The organism is Sphingoaurantiacus capsulatus, from assembly GCF_042648405.1.
In the GTDB taxonomy this organism is placed as follows: domain Bacteria; phylum Pseudomonadota; class Alphaproteobacteria; order Sphingomonadales; family Sphingomonadaceae; genus Sphingoaurantiacus; species Sphingoaurantiacus capsulatus.
Genome location: NZ_JBHRXV010000011.1, coordinates 60,819 through 79,579, shown reverse-complemented (window position 1 = coordinate 79,579; position 18,761 = coordinate 60,819). Strand labels below are relative to the sequence as shown.

Genomic DNA, 18,761 nt, shown 5'->3' with positions numbered 1-18,761 from the left:
GGCGGGGACCCAGCACAGATAAAGGCGCCAGCGAAGCTGGCAGGTTATTTGGTGGACTGGTCCCCGCCTTCGCGGGGATGACGAAAAAAGCTATTTCAGCCCCTTCGCCGCTTCCAGCACCGCCTCGGCGTGCCCCGGCACCTTCACCTTGCGCCAGACCTTCGCCACCTTGCCGTCGCGGCCGATCAGGAAGGTCGAGCGGTCGATGCCCATGTATTTGCGGCCGTAGAGCGTCTTTTCGACCCAGCTGCCGTAGCGCTCGATCGTCGCGCCTTCCGGGTCCGACGCCAGCTTGACGCCGAGGTCGTATTTCGCGCGGAACTTGGCGTGCTTGGCGACGGTGTCCTTCGACACGCCGATCACCACCGTCTCCGCCTTGGCGAAGTCGCCGCCGAGGCCGGTGAAGTCGATCGCCTCCCGGGTGCAACCCGTCGTGTCGTCTTTCGGGTAGAAGTAGAGCACGACCTTCTGGCCCTTCAGCCCGGTGAGGCTGATCGCGCCTTCCTCGCTGTCGAGCTCGAACGCTGGTGCGGTATCGCCGACGTCGACCATCTATTTTCCCCGTCGCTTGCTGCCGAATGCCGCTTCCCATGCCTCAAGCACGGCGGCCTTGGCCAGCTTCAACGCCGCTTCCAGCGCGGCCAGATCCTTGTGCCCGGTCGATGCCGCCAGCCGCGCGCCGACATCGGCCGGGATCTTGGCGATCGCCCCGGTGCCGGGAATGACCAGCCGCAGCATCACCAGCAGCCGCGTCATCAGATCATGCGCGTCGAGCAGCGCCGGCGGCAGCGCCCCTGCCTCGATCAGCGCCGCGCACGCCGCACGCAGGTCGGGCGTGAACGCCGCGCGATCACGAAGCTGGAGGTAATGGACGATGAACTCCAGATCGACGAGCGCCCCCGCGCCCAATTTCACGTCCCAGAGGCCGGTGCCCGGCTTGTGCGCCTCCATCTCGTCGCGCATCGCCAGCACGTCGGTGCGCAGTTTCTCCGCGTCGCGATCCATGTGCAGCGCCGCGTCGATCGCGCGCTCCACCGCCGCGCGCGCCGCGCCCGCACCGATCACCACCCGCGCGCGCGTCAGCGCCATATGCTCCCAGGTCCAGGCGTCCTGCTGCTGATAGGCGGCGAAGGTGTCGATGGTCACCGCCAGCAGCCCCTGTCCGCCCGATGGCCGCAGCCGCGTGTCGACCTCGTACAGCGCCCCCGCCGCCGTCGGCACCGACAGCGCCGCGGTCAGCCGCTGCGCCAGCCGGTTGAAGTAGAGCGTCGCCGGCAGCGGCTTCTCCCCGTCCGACTGGCCCTCATGGCTGCCGCTGAACAGGAATATGATGTCGAGGTCCGACCGCGCGGTCAGCGCCCGCCCGCCGAAGCGCCCGAGGCCGAGCACCAGCAGCTCGCTCCCCGCCACCCGGCCATGCGTCTCGGCAAACGCCTCCTCGACCGCCGGGGCCAGCACCGCGAAGGCGGCATCGGCGAGGCCGGCGTAGGCGGTGGCGGCGGCCAGCGGATCGGCATGTCCCTCGATCAGCTGCGCCCCGATCTGGAACCGCCGCTCCGCGGTCCAGCGCCGCACCCGGTCGAGCTTGTCCTCGATATGCCCCTTGCCCGCATAGAGCCGCAACTCCTCGGCCAGCGTCGGCGCATCGGGCAGCGGCGCGAACGCCTCGGGGTCGAGCAGCACGTCGAACAGGTCAGGCGTCCGCGCCAGCGCATCGGCCAGCACCGGCGTCACCCCGAGCAACCGCCCCAACAATCCTAACAGCCGCGGATTGGCCTCGATCAGCCCGAGAAACTGCACGCCCGCCGGCAGTTGCTCGAGAAACCCGTCGAGCCGCCGCGCCGCCCCCGCCGGGTCGGGCTGTTCGGCCAGCGCCTCGACCAGCGCGGGCAGCACATTCTCCAGCACCCGCTGCGCATCAGGCGACCGCAGCGCGCGGTAGCTGCCGCCGCGCCAGCGCCCGACCATCTCGACGAGCGCCGGCCCTTCCGGAAATTTCCGCGCCTTGAACGCCTTGGTCAGCGCCGCCGCATCGCGCGGCAGCCGGTCGCCCTCGGCGCGCGCGATCAGCCCGTCATAGCGCTTCGCGACAACGCGGGTCGCACTCTCCAGCAGCCGCTCAAGCGACCGCCAGCCGTCGAGCCCGCACGCCTTCGCCAGCGCGGTGCGCGCCGGCGCCGCCGTCGGCACCGCATGCGTCTGCTCGTCGTCGCGCATCTGGATGCGATGCTCGACGGTGCGATACAGCCGATAGGCGTCGCCGAGCTGCGCGGCATCGTCGGCGCCGATCCGCCCCGCCGCCGCCAGCGCCGCCAGCGCGTCGAGCGTGGCGGGCGCGCGCAGGCCGGTCTCCCGCCCGCCAAAGATCATCTGGTGGATCTGCGCGAAGAACTCGACCTCGCGGATGCCGCCGCGCCCGCGCTTCAGGTCGAAGCCGGGGCCGACCTCCTGCCCCTCGTCGAAATGGTCGCGGATGCGCAGCGAGATTTCCTCGATGTCGCGGATCGCGGTGTAGTCGAGCGAGCGGCGCCACACGAACGGGCCGATGTTGTCGAGGAACGCCTGCCCCAGTTTCTTGTCCCCGGCGCAGGCGCGCGCCCGGATAAACGCGGCGCGCTCCCACGGCAGCGCCTCCGACTGATAATAGCTCTCCGCCGCTTCCCACGGCAGCGTGATCGGCGTCGCCTCCGACGACGGGCGCAGCCGCAGATCGACGCGGAACACATAGCCGTCGCCGTCGCGCGCCTGCATCAGCTCGACGACGCGCTTCGCCACCCGCAACGCCGCCTCGTCGGGATCGTCGCGCTCGCGGCGCGGCAGGCTGGCGCGGTCGTGCAGCAGGATCAGGTCGACATCGCTCGAATAGTTGAGCTCGTGTGAGCCGAGCTTGCCGAGGCCGAGCACCGCGAACCCCTTCGGGTCGGCACCCGGCGCCCGCTCGGCGACGGCGGCGGCGACCGCGAGATCGAGCGTGCGGTCGGCGAGGTCGGACAATGCCCGCGTCACAATCTCCAGCGGCCACAGCCCCGCCATGTCGGCGAGGCCCGCGATCAGCGCGACATCGGCCTTCGCCTGCCGCATCCGCTTCGCGACGGCGGCCTCGCCATCGAGGCGCGCGAACGCCTCGGTGAGCGCGACATCGGGACCGGCCTCGGCCAGCCGGCGCAAGGTGTCGTCGCGGCGGCGCATCAAGGATCGCAGGAAGGGCGAATAGTCCCAGGCGAGCGCGGCGGCGTTCGCCAGCTTGAGCCCCGGCGTCACGCCGTCGAGCAACCGCTTCACTTCCTCGGGAAGCGCAGCCTCGGGCAGCGGCGGCAGGCGGTAGTCGGCCATCGCCCTTCCCTAGCCGTTCGAAGCCCGCGCCGGAAGCGGAACGGCCAAGTCGTTGAGCAAGTGAATCTATTCCAGAATTTTCGGAACGTCGAAAACCAGCGTTCGTTCTCAAATCTGTGGAAGCACTCCCACGCTGTTCAGCGGGCTTCCACACTGCCCTGCCCAAGAGCCTCGATCCGGCACCCTGCCCAACCCCCCGAAGCCGGATCGAGGCTCTCCCCTTTCGACCCCTGTTCGACCCAATGAAAAAGCCCCGCCGGTTCGGCGGGGCTTTTCTCATTCGGCGAAGTGCGCCGGATCAGCCGCGGGCGAGCGCGTCGACCTGGTTCATGATGCTGACCAGCGGCGACTGGCCATCGGTCGGCGCGCTGTCGCGGCGCGACGGCAGCAGCCCTTCGTTGAGGATGGTCTCCAGCGCCGACCGGCCCCGCGCGACGCGGCTCTTGATCGTGCCGACCGCGCAATTGCAGATCGCCGCCGCCTCCTCATAGGCAAAGCCGCCCGCACCAACGAGGATCAGCGCCTCGCGCTGCGCCTGCGGCAGCTCGAGCAGCCCGCGTTGAAGATCGGACAGCTCGACCTGACGGTCCTGCCCCGCCGGCGCCGCGAGGATCTTCGCGGCGGTAAAGTCATCCCATTCGCCCTTGAAGCGCGCGCGACGCATCTGGCTGAGGAACAGGTTGCGCAAGATGATGAAGGTCCAGGCGCGCATGTTGGTGCCCGCCTGAAAGCGCTCGCGCGCCGCCCAGGCCTTCAGCAAGGTTTCCTGCACCAGATCGTCGGCGAGGTCGCGGTTGCCCGAAAGCGAGCGGCCGAAGGCGCGCAGGTGCGGGATGACCTGCGCCAGCTCCGCCTTGAACTCGTCGTCGGAAAGCGAGGCATGCTCGCGTTGTGGCTCCGGCTCTCCATCTTCGTCGGCGTCCGCTTCTGCGTCCGCCGATACCTCGGTGCCGAGCTTGGCGAGGAGGTCGTCGAAGATGTTCGGCAGCGGCTGCGCGCAGACGTCCGCGAAAGCAGACCGCAGATAGGCACCGACGTCGCGCGTGGGCGCCGCCGGTGCGGAAGTCGTCGTCGTCATATGTCCCAACCCGTATGCAAGGCGCGAGGGCCGCGGCCTGTCCCGCGGCGCGCCGTTAGGCCGATCAGGCCCAGATCATCAGCAGCGCGGCGAAGGCCACGACGAGCAGGACGAGCGAGATCGCCAGCACATAGCGGGTGACGTGCGGCGTCGCGCCGGCGCGCGCCTCGGTAGCGGTCAGTCGTTCCGGATGGTCCATGATTGCCATACCCCGTTGATTGTCTTCAGAACCGGAACGAACAGGGCCCGCCGCTGTTCCAGCGACGGGCCCCGATGCGACGAGCCGTTGAGGCGTCGGGCGTTAGCCGAACGACGCCGTCGAATTGAAGAACAGCGCCTGGCTGATCGCCGCCTTCACCGTCGACCGCTGGAACGGCTTGGTGATGAGGAAGGTCGGCTCCGGCCGCTCGCCGGTCAGCAGGCGTTCCGGGAAGGCGGTGATGAAGATCACCGGCACCGAGAAGTTCTGCAGAATGTCCTTCACCGCATCGATGCCCGAGCTGTCGTCGGCGAGCTGGATGTCGGCGAGCACGAGGCCCGGACGCTCGTCGGTCGCCATCTGCACGGCTTCGTCGCGGGTGACGGCGATGCCGACCACTTCATGGCCGAGGTCGCGGACGATGCCCTCGATATCCATGGCGATGATCGGCTCGTCCTCGATGATGAGCACGCGCGTCGCGGTCTGCCGCTCGATCTCGGCCAGCGCCTCGTTGACGAGGCTGGCGACATCGGCCGCGGGCGCGTCGATCAGATAGCCGGCGTCCTCGTTGGTGAAGCCTTCCATCGCGGTCAGCAGCAGCGCCTGGCGCGACAGCGGCGTGATCGAGGCGAGGCGGTTCTGTGCGATGCGCTCGAAATCGCTGGCGGCGTCGCCCTCCTCGCCCTCGATCTCGAGATTGGCTGACGACCAGATGGCGTGAAACGTCTTGTAGAGGCCGAGCCGCGGATCGACGTCGCGCGGAAACGCATCCGGCGCGCTGACGATGGCTTCGAGCGCGGCGCGAACGAACGCATCGCCGTGATTCTGGCTGCCGGTGAGCGCGCGCGCATAGCGGCGCAGATACGGCAGATGAGGCGCGATATCGGTGGCAAGCGACATTCTGATTCCCTATTCCGTGCGTGTCGTAACGCCCCCCGAACGACCCCGGGAGGCATGGAGCGGTGCGGATGCTGCGTCAACCCCGCGTCACCCCAACCCTTTTCTCGGAACCCCGGACCTCATTTTTTGTTTCCTCTGCTTCGCAAGCATCCTAAACGCCGCTCACTCTTCACGATGAAAGCGGGCATGGCACGAGGTCCCGAAAGCGATGGCGAGAAGCGGAGCGGCCAGCCGAGCCGTGAGCCGTCGGCGGACGGCGGACGCGCCGGAAAACGCGCCCGCGTTGGCGAGGTTCTGCGCCGCGCCTATGACGAGGCGCTGGCCGAGCCGGTACCCGATGCCTTCGCCGACCTTCTGCGCAAGCTCGATTGACGTGACGCCGTTGCGCACGAACAACTAGCGAATGGCCTCGATTCCGCCTCCACCCCCTGCCCGCCGGCTCGCCGTCCCGCGCCCCTTACGTGTCCGCGCCTGGCCGCTGTCGGCGCAGGTCATGCTGGCGCTCGCCATCGCATTGCTGCCGCTGGGTGTGCTGGCGGTGGTCGCGGCGACCGAAAACTACAACAATGTCCGCGCGTCCGAGGCCGAGCTGGTGTCGAGCCGCCTCACCGCCTTCACCCGCACCGTGCAGGGCCGCCTCGACGAGGATTTCGCGCTGCTCCGCGCCGAGATCATGAGCGAGATCGATACGCCGGATAAGCGCGCGGAATGCGCGCGCCGCCTCGCCCGGCTCGCCGAGCTCGACCCCGCGATCGATTCGATCGTGCGCCTCGATGCCAACGGCAGCCTGACCTGTGCTTCGGTCGGCGCCCCGCTCGCCCGCGCCCCCTCGGTCGGCGTCGACTGGTATGACGGCGGTCGCGGCCGGCTGCCCCGCGCCACCCTGATCGACGAGCTGAGCCCCGGCCATGATCTGGTGCTCGCCGTGCGCGACCCGCTGACCGGCCATTCGATCTTCGCGCGCATCAGCCGGGAGTCGTTGCGCGGCATCTTCACCCCGGCCGACCTCGGCGCCGAGGATCATGTCCGCCTGCTGCGCGACGGCAGCCTGCTCGCCGCCTGGGGTTCGCCCGGCCTGCCGGCGCTGCCCGATATCGCCGCGCTGAAGGGCGGCGAGGTCGAGCGCTTCCTGACCGGCGACGGCCGCGACTGGCACTATGGCGTGCAGGATATCGGCAACGGCCTGCGCGTGCTCGCGGTGCGCGAGGCGACGGCACTGAGCGTCCCGCAGGTGGTCAATGTCGCGCTGCCGATCCTGATGTGGCTGGGCGCGGTCGGCATCGGCTGGCTGGCGATCCGCTGGCTGGTGGTGGTGCCATTGGCGAAAATCCGCACCTCGCTCGACCGCTATGCCGCCGGCGATATCGGGGTGCGGCTGGGCGACAGCCGCTTCCGCACGCAGGAGGTCCGCGAGCTCGGCGACGCCTTCGACCGCATGGCCGATCAGATCAGCCGCCACGAGGACGATCTGCGCGCCGGCCTGGCGACGCAGAAGAAGCTGACGCGCGAAGTACATCACCGTGTGAAGAATAATCTGCAGATCGTTTCCAGCCTCCTCAGCCTCCAGTCGCGCGACGCCGGCAGCCCCGAGGTCGCCTATGCCTATGCGACGATCCAGAAGCGGGTGAACGCGCTCGCGCTGGTCCACCGCTGGCTTTACGATGACGAGGCGATGCGCGGCGTCGATCTGCGCAGCCTCGCGCAGGATCTTTGCGCCGGCCTCGAACAGAGCGTGACGGTGATCGACGGCAGCACCGTCGCCATCGTCACCGACGTCGATCGGCTCTACGTCGGTCAGGACACCGCCGTCCCGCTCGCCTTCCTGATCACCGAGCTGGTCACCGCCGCGGCGCGCCTCGCGGAGAGCGGCAACCTCGCCATTCGGGTCGGCGCCAAGTCGGTCGACGGCCGCGCCACCCTGACCGTGCAGGCGCCGAGCTTCCGCGGCGAAGACCAGTTCGCGGTCGGTGGCAACGACCCCTCGGCGCGCATCATCCAGGGCATGGCCCGCCAGATGCGCAGCAAGCTCGCGCACAACGCCGACGCCGGCAGCTACGCCATCGACTTCCCCCCGACGGCCCCCGCGCCGATCGCCTGAGCGGGCGCACTGCCCTACGCTCCAGAAACACGTCATCCCGGCGAAGGCCGGGATGACGATGTTGATGGTGGTGGGACGAGGCGGCTGACTTAACCCAGCCCGACCTTCCTCACCTCGCCCGCGTTCGGCGGCGTCTGGGTGACGTTCGCCTTGGCGATCTTCCACGCCATGACGACGCGGCTCGACGGCGCGTCCCAATAGGTCGCCTCGATCGGATCGACGCGGATCAGGCCGACGTTGGGACCCTCGGGCCCCTCCGGCATCCACGCCTCGGCGAAGGCGTTCCACAGCTGCTTCTGCTTGGCGACATCGCGCACCACGCGCGCGTGACCGGTCAGCGAGATGTAGTTCTGGTCGTCCTTGTCGACGAAGGCCAGGTTCACCGCCTCGCCTTCACCGATCTCATCGGTCTTGCCGCTGTCGAGCGCGGTGATGAACCACAGGCAATGCTCGCTGAGGTCCACATAAGCGCTCATCGGCCGGCTCTCAAGCAGCTCGCCGCGCTTGGTCGTCAGCATGGCGACGCGGATATCCTCGATCATGTCCCAGAGCTTGGCCTCGGGATAATTGTTCTCGCTCATGGCTTTACTCCTTTGTTCAGTTGGCCGGGCCGGGCTTGGGGCGGCCGACATTCTCATGCTTCTCGGCCGCCGCCTGGGCTTGCGCCTTGGCATCGATCGTCTTCGACGAGCGCTGGTCGACGCGGTCGCGGTGGACGCCGTCGATGTCCGACGACGGGGGTGTCTCGGGGGGCTTGGTCATGGTGGACTCCGCCTGGTTGAAAGGTCGCCCCTCCCAACGGCGTGGCCCGCTTGCCCGTTCCGAGAAATATTTTTGAAGGTCCGGGAACCCGCGCGCGTGTGAGGGGTTCAGCATGGCAGGACCACGATCTTTGCCCCCCGCTCTCGCGGTCCCAATCCGAGCCCGGACGCACCACCCCCCCGAGTGCGCCCGGGCTCATTTTTTACCCGGGCAAAATTCCCGGACACCCATTTTTACCCGGATAAAATCACCGGCTCCGGAACAATCGTTCCGGACAGGCGGTTTCACGGTGTCGAATGAATTTGCTCAATCGAGGGAGCCAGACATGTTCAAGAAGATCGTGACGCTTGCGATGATCGCCGGTGGCCTTGCGCTGACCGCCTGCAACACCGTCGAAGGCGCCGGCAAGGACGTCTCGTCGGTCGGCGACACCGTGTCGGACGCCGCGAAGTAAGCGGCAGACACCCGAATTTCGAAAGGGCCGTCGGAGCGATCCGGCGGCTCTTTTCGCATCAGGGCGTCAGCGCCGCGTCCCGCAGGCCCCGCCAGACGCGCAGTGCCTGCACCGTCTCCGGCACGTCATGAACCCGAACGATCTGAACGCCTTGGGCAATGCCTGCCACCGCCACGGCGATCGATCCGCCGAGCCGCTGATCGGCCGGCGCCTCCCCTGACAGCGCGCCGATAAAGCGCTTGCGGCTGGCGCCGAGCAGCAGCGGCACGCCGAGGCCGTGGAACAGCGACAGGCCGTTCAGCAGATCGAGATTGTGGCGCAAACTCTTGCCGAAGCCGATGCCGGGGTCAGCGATGATCCGCCCCCGCCCAATCCCCGCCGCCACGCAGGCGGCGATGCGCGCCTCCAGCCCGTCGAACACGTCGAGCAGCACATCGTCGTAGCGCGGGTCGTCCTGCATGGTCTGCGGGTCGCCGCGGTGGTGCATCAGCACCACCGGACAGCCGGCGGCAGCGACCAGGTCGAGCGCGGCGGGGTCGTAGGTCAGCGCCGACACGTCGTTGACGACGCCCGCGCCGAGCGCCAGCGCCTGGCGCATCACCGCCGCCTTGCGGGTATCCACCGAGACGAGCAACCCGGCGGCGGCGAGGCGCGGGAGTAGCGGCTCGAGCCGGGCGAGTTCGTCGCCCTCCCACACGGGGGCGGCGCCGGGGCGGGTGGATTCAGCGCCGACATCGACGATCGCCACGCCGGCGGCGGCCATGTCGACGGCGGCGGCGGCGGCAATGTCGGCGTCCATGTGACGGCCGCCGTCGGAGAAGCTGTCGGGGGTGACGTTGAGGATGCCCATCACCGAGGGGCTGTCGAAGCGGAGCGTGCGCTGGCCGAGGGCGAGCGGCGGGCGGGCGGTGGTGAGGTTCGACCAGAGCTGGTCGAAGCGGTCGCGCTGCGGCGCCGGGAGCGTGGCGCGTGCGTCGTCGAGGCGGTCGAGCGGGATGAGCTGGCGCGGGCCGTTGCGGGCGATCAGCTCGACGGCGGAGAACCAGCAGAGGCCGCCCGCCAGCCGCGCCGCCTGCCCGTCATGGCCGAACGGCGCGTCGATGAAGGCGGTCGGGCGGAGGTAGAGGTCGGTCATCGGGCTGATGTGCCATGCCCGCCAGCGCGGCGGAAGCCTGCCTCCCCTCCCCGAGGGGGAGGGGTAAGGGGTGGGCTCTCCGGGCGCGGACAGCCGACCGACCTCTCGATGTGACTAGAGCCCACCCCTTACCCCTCCCCCTCGGGGAGGGGTAAGGGGTGGGCTCTCCGGGCGCGGACAGCCGACCGACCTCTCGATGTGACTAGAGCCCACCCCCAGCCCCTTCCCCTCGGGGAGGGGAGTTAGTTAACCCCTCCCCCTCGGGGAGGGGCGTTCGTTAGGCGGTGCCATACTCCGCGCGGTACTGCTGGCGCATGGTGTCGAGCGGGACCAGCTTGCCGGCGTTCTCGATGTGCCAGAAGGTCCAGCCGTTGCAGCTCGGCGCGCCCTGCGCGCGGGCGCCGAGCTGGTGGATCGAGCCCTTGTCGTCGGCCATGCTGAGCGAGCCGTCGGCGCGGACGGCGGCGCGGTAGCGGCGCGACAGGTCGGTGAGCATCGTGCCCGCCTTGACCATGCCGGTTTCAACGAGCGCGCCGAACGGAATGCGCGGCTGCGCGCGCTTCGACTGCATCGTCGCCATCGCCTCGTCGGTCATCGGCTGCACCTTGGCGATGCGCTCCTTGGCGACGCGGATGTAGCGCGGCTCGCGCTCGATGCCGATGTAGTGGCGACCGAGCATCTTGGCGACGGCGCCGGTGGTGCCGGTGCCGAAGAACGGGTCGAGCACGACGGCGCCCGGCTCGGTGCAGGCGAGCAGCACGCGGTAGAGCAGCGCCTCGGGCTTCTGCGTCGGATGCGCCTTGATACCGTCGACCTTCACGCGCTCCCCACCGGTGCAGATCGGCAGCACCCAGTCGGAACGCATCTGGATGTCCTCGTTGAGCGCCTTCATCGCCTGATAGTTGAAGGTGTAGCGCGCATCCTCGGACTTCGAGCACCAGATCATCGTCTCGTGCGCGTTGGTGAAGCGGGTGCCCTTGAAGTTGGGCATCGGGTTCGCCTTGCGCCACACGATGTCGTTCAGCACCCAGAAGCCGAGGTCCTGCAGCGACGCGCCGACGCGGAAGATATTGTGATAGCTGCCGATCACCCAGATCGTGCCGTCGTCCTTCAGGATGCGGCGCGCCGCCGCCAGCCAGCGGCGGGTGAAGCGGTCGTAGGTGCTGAAATCGTCGAACTTGTCCCACGCGTCGTCGACCGCGTCGACGCGGCCGCCTTCGGGGCGATAGAGGTCGCCGCCGAGCTGAAGATTGTAGGGCGGATCGGCGAAGATCATGTCCACCGACTTGGCCGGCAACGCCTCCATGGCGGCGATGCAATCGTCCTCGATGATGCGGTCAAGCGGCAGTCCAGCCATGTATTCCCAGCCCCCAAAATGTGCCTTGCGGGCCCAAACTGAGTCAGGAGGGTGGAATCCGTCAACGGGGTGAAATGAACGGATTCAGCGCGTTAGCTGATTGTGTTGAGATTATGTCAGTGGTTTCGAGTCCGAAACCGCTAGAAGTTGAGTCGGGGACTCAAGCAGACGCTACAGATAGCGGTGTTGCCGAAACGACTCACGGTTATGCTGATGTGAATTGGGCGACCGGCGCGAAGCTCTTCCGGTGGTGCGGCGTCGGCCCGAAGCGGGCGAGCGCGGTGCGATGCACCAACGTGCCGTAGCCCATGTTCGAGCCCCAGGCATATTCGGGATGCGCGGCGTGAAGCTCGAGCATCAGCCGGTCGCGGAACACCTTGGCGATGATGCTGGCCGCCGCGATCGACAGGCAGAGCGCGTCGCCGCCGACCAAGGTCTGGCAGCGCCACGCCCATTTCGGCGCCATGTTGCCGTCGACCAGCACCATCTCCGGCGCGCGCGGCAGCGCGGCGACGGCGCGCTCCATCGCGAGATGGCTGGCGCGCAGGATATTGATCGTGTCGATCTCCTCGACGCTCGCCTGCCCGACGCCGATTTCGGCACAGCTAAATAGCGCGCCGTAGAGCTGTTCGCGCTTCTTCGCGGTCAGCACCTTGGAATCGCCGATGCCGCCGGGGATGCAGGCGCCGTCGAGGATCACCGCGGCGGCGACCACCGGCCCGGCGAGCGGCCCCCGCCCCGCCTCGTCGACGCCGGCAACGATGCCGCCGTGCGCGCGCTCGCGGTCGAAGGTGGCGACGATCTTCATTTGAGGACCGCGAAATTATGACCGAGCGGGCCGTGCCCCTGCCCAAGCCCCGGCGCGGCGGCGATGGCGGCGCGGACATAGTCGCGCGCCTCGGCGACGGAGTCTTTAAGTGACAGGCCCTTGGCGAGCCCGCAGGCGATGGCGCTGGCCAAGGTGCAGCCGGTACCGTGGGTGTGGCGCGTCTCGATGCGTGGCGCAGCGAAGCGATGATCGCCGTCGGGCGCAAGCAGCCAGTCGACGACCTCATCGCCGGGCAGGTGCCCGCCCTTGACCAGCACAGCGCGGGCGCCCTGCGCCTGCAAGGCACGGCCGGCGGCGACGGCGCTGGCCTCGTCGATGACGGCAAGGCCGGTGAGCGCTTCCAGTTCGGGGGCGTTGGGGGTCACCAGCGCCGCCAGCGGCAGCAGCCGGCCGGTCACCGCCGACACCGCATCCGCGTCGAGCAGCCGGGCACCGCCCTTCGCCACCATCACCGGATCGACAACCAGCGCGGGCGGCGCGGCGAGTGCTTCGATCACCTCGCTGACCGCCGCGACCATCGCCGCGTCGCCGAGCATGCCGGTCTTGATCGCATCGGCGCCGATGTCGTCGAGCACCGCGCGCATCTGCGCCTGCACGAAGGCGGGCGGCACGGGGTGGACGGCGGTGACGCCCAAGGTGTTCTGCACGGTGAGCGCGGCGATCGCGGTGGCGGCATAGCCGCCCAGCATGGTCACCGCCTTGATGTCGGCCTGAATTCCGGCCCCGCCGCCGCTGTCCGAGCCGGCGACGATGAGGACACGGCCGATCATGGCTGCACCCTATCCTCCCCGGCACGGGGAGGGGGACCGCCGCAGGCGGTGGAGGGGCAACTACGGCGGGTCCCCTCCACCCTGCTGCGCAGGGTCCCCCTCCCCGTGCCGGGGAGGAGTAGACTTTTCACAACCGAACCGATCACGCCGCCTGCTTGACCGCCTCGCAGATGCTGTCGACCACCGCCTCGACGAGCGCGGGATCCTCGCCTTCCGCCATGACGCGGATCAGCGGTTCGGTGCCCGATTTGCGGATGAGGACGCGGCCTGAGCCGTTGAGGCGCGCTTCGCCGTCAGCGATGGCGCGCTTTACCGGCGCCTGGTCGAGCGGCGCGGCGCCGCTGGCGAAGCGGACATTCTTCAAAATCTGCGGCAGCGGCTCGAACAGGCTGAGCAGCTCCGACGCGGGCTTCTCCTCCTCGACGAGGCAGGAGAGCACCTGCAGCGCCGCCACCAAGCCGTCGCCGGTGGTGGCGTAATCGGACATGATCAAATGGCCCGACTGCTCGCCGCCGATGTTGAAGCCCTTGGCGCGCATCGCCTCCAGCACATAGCGGTCGCCGACCTTGGTGCGCTCCAGCGACAGGCCCTCCCCCTGCAGATAGCGTTCGAGGCCGAGGTTCGACATCACCGTGGCGACGAGACCGCCGCCGCGCAGCAGGCCCGACTTCGCCCAGCTGGTGGTGATCAGCGCCATCAGCTGGTCGCCGTCGATGATGCGTCCCTGCTCGTCGACGACGATCAGCCGGTCGGCGTCGCCATCGAGCGCGATGCCGATGTCGGCGCCCGCGGCGACGACGCGCTCCTGCAGCGCCTCCGGGTGCGTCGATCCGCAATTCTTGTTGATGTTGAAGCCGTTGGGCTCGATGCCGATGGCGATCACCTCGGCGCCCAGCTCCCACAATGCGCTCGGCGCGACATTGTAGGCGGCGCCGTTGGCGCAATCGACGACGATCTTCAGCCCGTCGAGGCGAAGATGATCGGGGAACGCCGACTTGGCGAAGTGGATATAGCGACCGCGCGCATCCTCGATCCGGCGGGCGCGGCCGATATGGTCGGGCTCGGCGAGCTTGGGTTGCTCCTCGAGCAGCGCCTCGATCGACATCTCCGCCTCGTCGGACAGCTTGTAGCCGTCGGGGCCGAACAGCTTGATGCCGTTATCGTGATAGGGATTGTGGCTGGCCGAGATCATCACGCCCAGATCGGCGCGCATCGAGCGGGTGAGCATCGCCACCGCCGGCGTCGGCATCGGGCCGACGGTCACCACGTCCATGCCGACCGAGGTGAAGCCGGCGACCAGCGCCGATTCCATCATATAGCCGGAAAGGCGCGTATCCTTGCCGATGACGACGCGGTGCTTGTGGTCGCCGCGCAGGAAATAGGCGCCCGCCGCCTGGCCGACCTTCATCGCCATTTCGGCGGTCATCGCACCGGTGTTGGTGAGGCCCCGAATACCATCGGTGCCGAAATATTTGCGCGCCATTCTTCCTCCCCACGAACGCAAACGACCCTCGCGCTTGCTTATAGCGGGTCGCTGGGCTCTATGGACCCCCAAATAGACGGACGGAAGTGGCTGCCGGATGAGCTCGACCGAGACGCTGAAAGATGCGCCTGACCCCCTTAAGGAAGAAGCCCCCGGCTTCAGCGCCACCTTCATGTTGCTGGCCTTGGTCGTCGGCATCGCCGCCGGCATCGCCGCCGGCGCGATCGGCGGCGACTGGGTGGAAACCGCCATCGCCACGGTCGAGCCGGTCGGCGACATCTGGCTGCGCGCGCTTCAGATGACGATCGCGCCCTTGATCATCGCGCTGGTGATCACCGGCATCGCCGCCGCCGGCCAGGCAGCGCGCGCCGGGCGGCTGGCGGGGCGCGCCATCGTCACCTTCATCGTCATCCTGTGGTGCTCGTCGCTGACAGCGGCGCTGCTGATGCCGCTGTTCCTCGGCTGGTGGCCGCTGCCGACCGACTCCGCTGACGCCCTGAAAGCCGCGCTGCACGGCAATGAGGCGAGCGGCACGGTGCCGGGCATCGGCGAATTCATGCGCTCGCTGGTCCCGACCAACCCGATCCAGTCGGCGGCGTCGGACTCTTATATCCAGCTGATCATCTTCGTGACGGTGTTCGCCTTCGCGCTGACCCGCCTGCCCGACGGGCCGCGGCGGCTGCTCACTGATTTCTTCAGCGCGGTGACCGACACCATGCTGATCATCATCAACTGGGTGCTGGCGCTGGCGCCGATCGGCGTTGCCGCGCTCGCCTTCGTGGTCGGCGCGCGCGCCGGTGGCGCGGCGCTCGGCGCCCTCCTCCACTATGTGATCATCGTCTCGGCGGTCGGCACGGTGGTGTGGCTCGCCGCCTACCCGATGGCGGTGTTCGGCGCGGGGATACCGCTCGGGCGCTTTTCGCGCGCGGTGCTGCCGTCGCAGGCGGTGGCGATCTCGACACGATCGTCGCTGGCCTCGCTGCCGGCGATGCTCAAAGGCACGCAGAAATTGGGCGTGCCGGCGGCGACCTCGGAAGTGGTGCTGCCGCTCGCCGTCGCGCTGTTCCGCGCCACCGGCCCGGTGATGAACTTCGCCGTCGCCCTGTATGTGGCGCATTGGTACGGCGTCGAGCTGGGGCCGGCGCAATTGGCGGCCGGCGTCGCCGCCGCGGCGATCACCACGATGGGCGCGGTGAGTCTCCCCGGCCAGGTCAGCTTCTACACCTCGATCGCCCCGATCGGCCTCGCGCTCGGCGTGCCCGTCGAGCCGCTCGGGCTGCTCGTGGCGGTGGAGACGCTTCCCGATATCATGCGCACGCTGGGCAACGTGACCTGGGACGTGGCGGCGACGGCGACGGTGTCGAAACACACCGACGGGCCGCTGACGCCCGAGGATGACGACGCCGCCTAGCTAAAGACGGGCGCCGGGATTGGGTCGCTCGCCGGGAAGGTGTGTTCGAGCGCATCGTCGAGCCATTCCTCGATGCGGTCGGCGAGCAGGTCTTCGTCGAGCATCTTCGTCCCTCCGTTGGTGGCGGGGCGATGATCGCCGAAGCGGCGCAACCCATCGATTGTACGATCGTGTCCGCGCGCCACACGAGCGTATGATCGCCCCACCCCTTTTGCCGCGAGGAGACACGCCATGCGCCGCCGCCAGCTTGGAAATCAGGGCCTCAGCGTTTCCGCCATCGGCCTCGGCTGCATGGGCATGGCGGGTGTCGCGGGGATGCAGGCGATGTATGGCGCGGTCGACCTCGACGAGGCGGTGGCGACGATCCACCGGGCGATCGACCTCGGCGTCGACTTCTTCGACACCGCCGAGATCTACGGGCCGTACATCAACGAGGAGCTGCTCGGCCGCGCCATCAAGGGGCGGCGCGACGGCTTGGTGATCGCCACGAAGTTCGGTTTCCGCATCGTCGACGGGCGCGCGCAAGGCGCCGACAGCAGCCCGGCGAATATCCGCAAGGTGTGCGACGAGAGCCTGCAGCGGCTCGGCATCGAGGTGATCGACCTGCTCTACCAGCACCGCGTCGATCCGGCCGTCCCGATCGAGGAGACGGTGGGCGCGATGGCGGAGCTGGTGGCGGCGGGCAAGGTGCGCTTTCTCGGCCTGTCGGAGGCGGCGCCCGAGACGATCCGGCGCGCGCATGCCGTCCACCCGATCAGCGCACTGCAATCCGAATATTCGCTGTGGGAGCGGACGGTGGAGCCCGACATCCTGCCGGTGTGCCGCGAACTCGGCATCGGCTTCGTCCCCTATTCGCCGCTGGGGCGCGGGTTCCTGACGGGACAGGTGCAGCGGGCCGAGGACTATCCGGCGACCGACTATCGGCGGAACGACCCGCGCTATCAGGGCGAGAATTTCGACGCGAATATGCGCGCGGTGGCGGCGGTGAAGGCCGTCGCCGACGGGCACGGCGCGACACCGGGCCAAGTGGCGCTGGCCTGGCTGCTGCATCAAGGCGACGACATCGTGCCGATCCCCGGCACCAAGCGCCGCGACCGGCTGGAGGAGAATGTGGCGGCGGCGGACCTGAAATTATCGACCGATGATCTGGCGGCGCTCGACGCCGCCGCACCGGTCGGCGCGACCTCGGGCGAGCGCTATGGCAGCGCGGCGATGATGGCGATGGTCAGGCGATAAGCTTGACCCGGATCGTTGCGCGACCGCATTGAAGGCGGATGGCGAGCTTTTTCCGGTCGATCAGCCTGAAAATCTTCGGCGTGGCCGCCGGGCTGCTGGCGATCATGATCGCGACGGCGCTGTGGTCGGGCTTCCTGACCCAGCAGGTTCACCTGCAGTTCCGCACCTTCAACGAGGCGCTGTTCCCGATGACCCTGCGCATCGCCGAGCTGCGCGCCGTGGTGATCGCCGAGACGGTGCCGCTCGACCGCACCGGCGGGCAGTGCCGCGCGCAGCTCGATGCGCTGGCAGCGAAGGCGGGGGCGCTGGCGGGCGAGGCGGAAAGCCTGCGGGCAAACGGCGCGAAGCTGGCACAGCTGGAGCGCAACAAGCTGGAACTTGCTCGGCTGGAGCCGATGCTGGCGGAACTCGCGGGACACCAGACGCACCTCGCGGCGCTGCTGCGCGCCGCCTGCGATACCGACGACCCCGCTGCCGATGCCGCCGCGCGGACGCAGGCGGGCGAAGTGGTGGCGCGGGCCGAAGCGATCAACGCGGAGATCGACGGCTTCGTGCTCGAAGGGGCGACGATCGTCGGCGACAATCAGGATGCGGCGCGGCGCGCGACCCTGGCGATGATCGGCGCGGCGGGGCTTGTCGGCCTGATGCTCGCCTGGGTGATCGCGCGCGGGATGACGCGGCCGATCGCGCGGCTGCAGGCCGGCGCGCGGGCGGTCGGCGAAGGGCAGCTCGACACCGAGGTGCCGATCACCAGCAAGGACGAGATCGCCGACGTGACGCGCGCCTTCAACGCGATGGTCAGCGAGCTGCGCGAGAAGGAGCGGATCAAGGAAACCTTCGGCCAATATGTCGACCCGCGCGTCGTCGCCGACCTGATGGCGGCGGGCTCCGACCGGTCGACGACGGGCGAAAAGCAGGTGGCGACCTTGTTCTTCTCCGACATCGCCGGCTTCACCGCGCTGTCGGAGCGGCTGGCGCCCAGCACCTTGGTCAATCTGATCAACGCCTATTTCTCCGAAATGTCGGGGGCGATCCGCGACCGGTCGGGCGTGATCGACAAGTACATCGGCGACGCGATCATGGCCTTCTGGGTGCCGCCGTTCGCTGACGCCACCACCCAGGCCGCCGACGCCTGCGCCGCTGCCCTGGAGCAGTTCGCGCGCCTGGAGCGCTTCGCGGCGCGCGTCCCCGACCTGATCGGCATGCGCCGCGACCTGCCGCGCATCGACATCCGGGTGGGGCTGGCGACCGGTGAAGTAGTCGTGGGCAGCATCGGCTCCGAACAGGCGCGCAGCTTCACGGTGATGGGCGACACGGTCAATTTCGGCTCGCGGCTGGAAGGCGCCAACAAGGCCTATGGCACGCGCATCCTGATCGACGGCGCGACCCGCGATGCGGCCGACGGCGCGGTCGAGACGCGCGAGATTGATCTGGTGACGGTGGTCGGGCGGCAGGAACCGCTGCGGGTGTTCGAGCTGGCCGCAATGGCGGGCGAATTGCCGGCCGAGCGGCGGCGACTGTTTGACCTCTATGAGGCGGCGCTGGCGCCCTATCGCGGCGGCGACTGGGCGGCGGCGGCGAAGGGCTTCGAGGCGGCGCTGAAGCTGGATGCCGGCGACGGCCCGGCGCAGGCGATGCTGGCACGGATCAAGGCGTCGAAGCTGAAGGCGTCGGCGGGCTGGGCCGGGGTTTCGACGCTTACGGAGAAATGAACCG

Annotated in this window: 18 protein-coding genes; 6 read left to right on the top strand and 12 right to left on the bottom strand. The window is 68.9% G+C overall.

What is annotated here, in order from left to right:
• Window positions 1-90: 90 nt before the first annotated feature.
• The 5 genes from ACFOMD_RS12490 to ACFOMD_RS12470 all read right to left on the bottom strand — a co-directional run bounded on the left by ACFOMD_RS12490 (window position 91) and on the right by ACFOMD_RS12470 (window position 5,510).
• Window positions 91-552 (bottom strand): peroxiredoxin, encoded by a 462-nt coding sequence (locus ACFOMD_RS12490; RefSeq protein ID WP_380861851.1) that lies wholly within the window; start codon window positions 550-552, stop codon window positions 91-93.
• Window positions 553-3,333 carry a bifunctional [glutamine synthetase] adenylyltransferase/[glutamine synthetase]-adenylyl-L-tyrosine phosphorylase gene (locus ACFOMD_RS12485; RefSeq protein ID WP_380861849.1) on the bottom strand — a complete coding sequence of 927 codons (2,781 nt, stop codon included), beginning with the start codon at window positions 3,331-3,333 and terminating at the stop codon, window positions 553-555.
• A 298-nt stretch (window positions 3,334-3,631) separates the two neighbouring features.
• Window positions 3,632-4,411 carry a sigma-70 family RNA polymerase sigma factor gene (locus tag ACFOMD_RS12480; protein WP_380861847.1) on the bottom strand — a complete coding sequence of 260 codons (780 nt, stop codon included), beginning with the start codon at window positions 4,409-4,411 and terminating at the stop codon, window positions 3,632-3,634.
• A gap of 64 nt (window positions 4,412-4,475) precedes the next feature.
• Complete coding sequence (locus ACFOMD_RS12475) at window positions 4,476-4,619, bottom strand: hypothetical protein (RefSeq protein WP_380861845.1); 144 nt, start codon at window positions 4,617-4,619, stop codon at window positions 4,476-4,478.
• A 93-nt stretch (window positions 4,620-4,712) separates the two neighbouring features.
• Window positions 4,713-5,510, bottom strand: a complete 798-nt coding sequence (locus tag ACFOMD_RS12470; RefSeq protein ID WP_380861843.1) for a response regulator — start codon at window positions 5,508-5,510, stop codon at window positions 4,713-4,715.
• A 186-nt stretch (window positions 5,511-5,696) separates the two neighbouring features.
• Here ACFOMD_RS12470 and ACFOMD_RS12465 point away from each other — a divergent pair, with 186 nt between their 5' ends.
• Together ACFOMD_RS12465 and ACFOMD_RS12460 are read left to right on the top strand one after the other, a co-directional pair.
• Window positions 5,697-5,882: a NepR family anti-sigma factor gene (locus tag ACFOMD_RS12465; RefSeq protein WP_380861841.1), complete on the top strand. Its 186-nt coding sequence runs from the start codon at window positions 5,697-5,699 to the stop codon at window positions 5,880-5,882.
• Between the two features lie 31 nt (window positions 5,883-5,913).
• The gene (locus tag ACFOMD_RS12460) at window positions 5,914-7,608 is read left to right on the top strand and encodes a sensor histidine kinase (RefSeq protein WP_380861839.1); all 1,695 of its coding nucleotides are present in this window, start codon (window positions 5,914-5,916) and stop codon (window positions 7,606-7,608) included.
• 89 nt (window positions 7,609-7,697) lie between these two features.
• Here the strand turns inward: ACFOMD_RS12460 and ACFOMD_RS12455 are convergent, their stop codons facing one another.
• The gene (locus ACFOMD_RS12455) at window positions 7,698-8,189 is read right to left on the bottom strand and encodes a pyridoxamine 5'-phosphate oxidase family protein (protein ID WP_380861837.1); all 492 of its coding nucleotides are present in this window, start codon (window positions 8,187-8,189) and stop codon (window positions 7,698-7,700) included.
• 16 nt (window positions 8,190-8,205) lie between these two features.
• Complete coding sequence (locus ACFOMD_RS12450) at window positions 8,206-8,370, bottom strand: hypothetical protein (RefSeq protein WP_380861835.1); 165 nt, start codon at window positions 8,368-8,370, stop codon at window positions 8,206-8,208.
• A gap of 325 nt (window positions 8,371-8,695) precedes the next feature.
• Here ACFOMD_RS12450 and ACFOMD_RS12445 point away from each other — a divergent pair, with 325 nt between their 5' ends.
• Window positions 8,696-8,824 carry an entericidin A/B family lipoprotein gene (locus ACFOMD_RS12445; RefSeq protein ID WP_380861833.1) on the top strand — a complete coding sequence of 43 codons (129 nt, stop codon included), beginning with the start codon at window positions 8,696-8,698 and terminating at the stop codon, window positions 8,822-8,824.
• Window positions 8,825-8,882: 58 nt separating this feature from the next.
• Here ACFOMD_RS12445 and folP read toward each other — a convergent pair whose 3' ends face one another.
• From folP to glmM, 5 genes are all read right to left on the bottom strand, one after another.
• The gene (folP, locus tag ACFOMD_RS12440) at window positions 8,883-9,959 is read right to left on the bottom strand and encodes a dihydropteroate synthase (protein WP_380861831.1); all 1,077 of its coding nucleotides are present in this window, start codon (window positions 9,957-9,959) and stop codon (window positions 8,883-8,885) included.
• A gap of 277 nt (window positions 9,960-10,236) precedes the next feature.
• The gene (locus ACFOMD_RS12435; RefSeq protein ID WP_380861829.1) at window positions 10,237-11,316 is read right to left on the bottom strand and encodes a site-specific DNA-methyltransferase; all 1,080 of its coding nucleotides are present in this window, start codon (window positions 11,314-11,316) and stop codon (window positions 10,237-10,239) included.
• A gap of 205 nt (window positions 11,317-11,521) precedes the next feature.
• On the bottom strand, window positions 11,522-12,124 hold the full coding sequence (locus tag ACFOMD_RS12430; RefSeq protein WP_380861827.1) for a ribonuclease HII: 603 nt from the start codon (window positions 12,122-12,124) through the stop codon (window positions 11,522-11,524).
• Entirely contained in the window at window positions 12,121-12,915 is a 795-nt protein-coding gene (gene thiD / locus ACFOMD_RS12425) for a bifunctional hydroxymethylpyrimidine kinase/phosphomethylpyrimidine kinase (RefSeq protein WP_380861825.1), read from the bottom strand. The genes ACFOMD_RS12430 and thiD overlap by 4 nt, the downstream gene beginning before the upstream one ends.
• A gap of 142 nt (window positions 12,916-13,057) precedes the next feature.
• On the bottom strand, window positions 13,058-14,398 hold the full coding sequence (gene glmM, locus ACFOMD_RS12420; RefSeq protein WP_380861823.1) for a phosphoglucosamine mutase: 1,341 nt from the start codon (window positions 14,396-14,398) through the stop codon (window positions 13,058-13,060).
• Between the two features lie 97 nt (window positions 14,399-14,495).
• Between glmM and ACFOMD_RS12415 the strand changes: the two genes are divergently transcribed.
• The 3 genes from ACFOMD_RS12415 (at window position 14,496) to ACFOMD_RS12405 (ending at window position 18,757) form a co-directional block, all read left to right on the top strand.
• Window positions 14,496-15,809 carry a dicarboxylate/amino acid:cation symporter gene (locus ACFOMD_RS12415; protein WP_380861821.1) on the top strand — a complete coding sequence of 438 codons (1,314 nt, stop codon included), beginning with the start codon at window positions 14,496-14,498 and terminating at the stop codon, window positions 15,807-15,809.
• A gap of 231 nt (window positions 15,810-16,040) precedes the next feature.
• Window positions 16,041-17,045 (top strand): aldo/keto reductase, encoded by a 1,005-nt coding sequence (locus tag ACFOMD_RS12410; RefSeq protein ID WP_380861819.1) that lies wholly within the window; start codon window positions 16,041-16,043, stop codon window positions 17,043-17,045.
• Window positions 17,046-17,083: 38 nt separating this feature from the next.
• The gene (locus tag ACFOMD_RS12405; protein ID WP_380861817.1) at window positions 17,084-18,757 is read left to right on the top strand and encodes an adenylate/guanylate cyclase domain-containing protein; all 1,674 of its coding nucleotides are present in this window, start codon (window positions 17,084-17,086) and stop codon (window positions 18,755-18,757) included.
• Window positions 18,758-18,761: the final 4 nt, after the last annotated feature.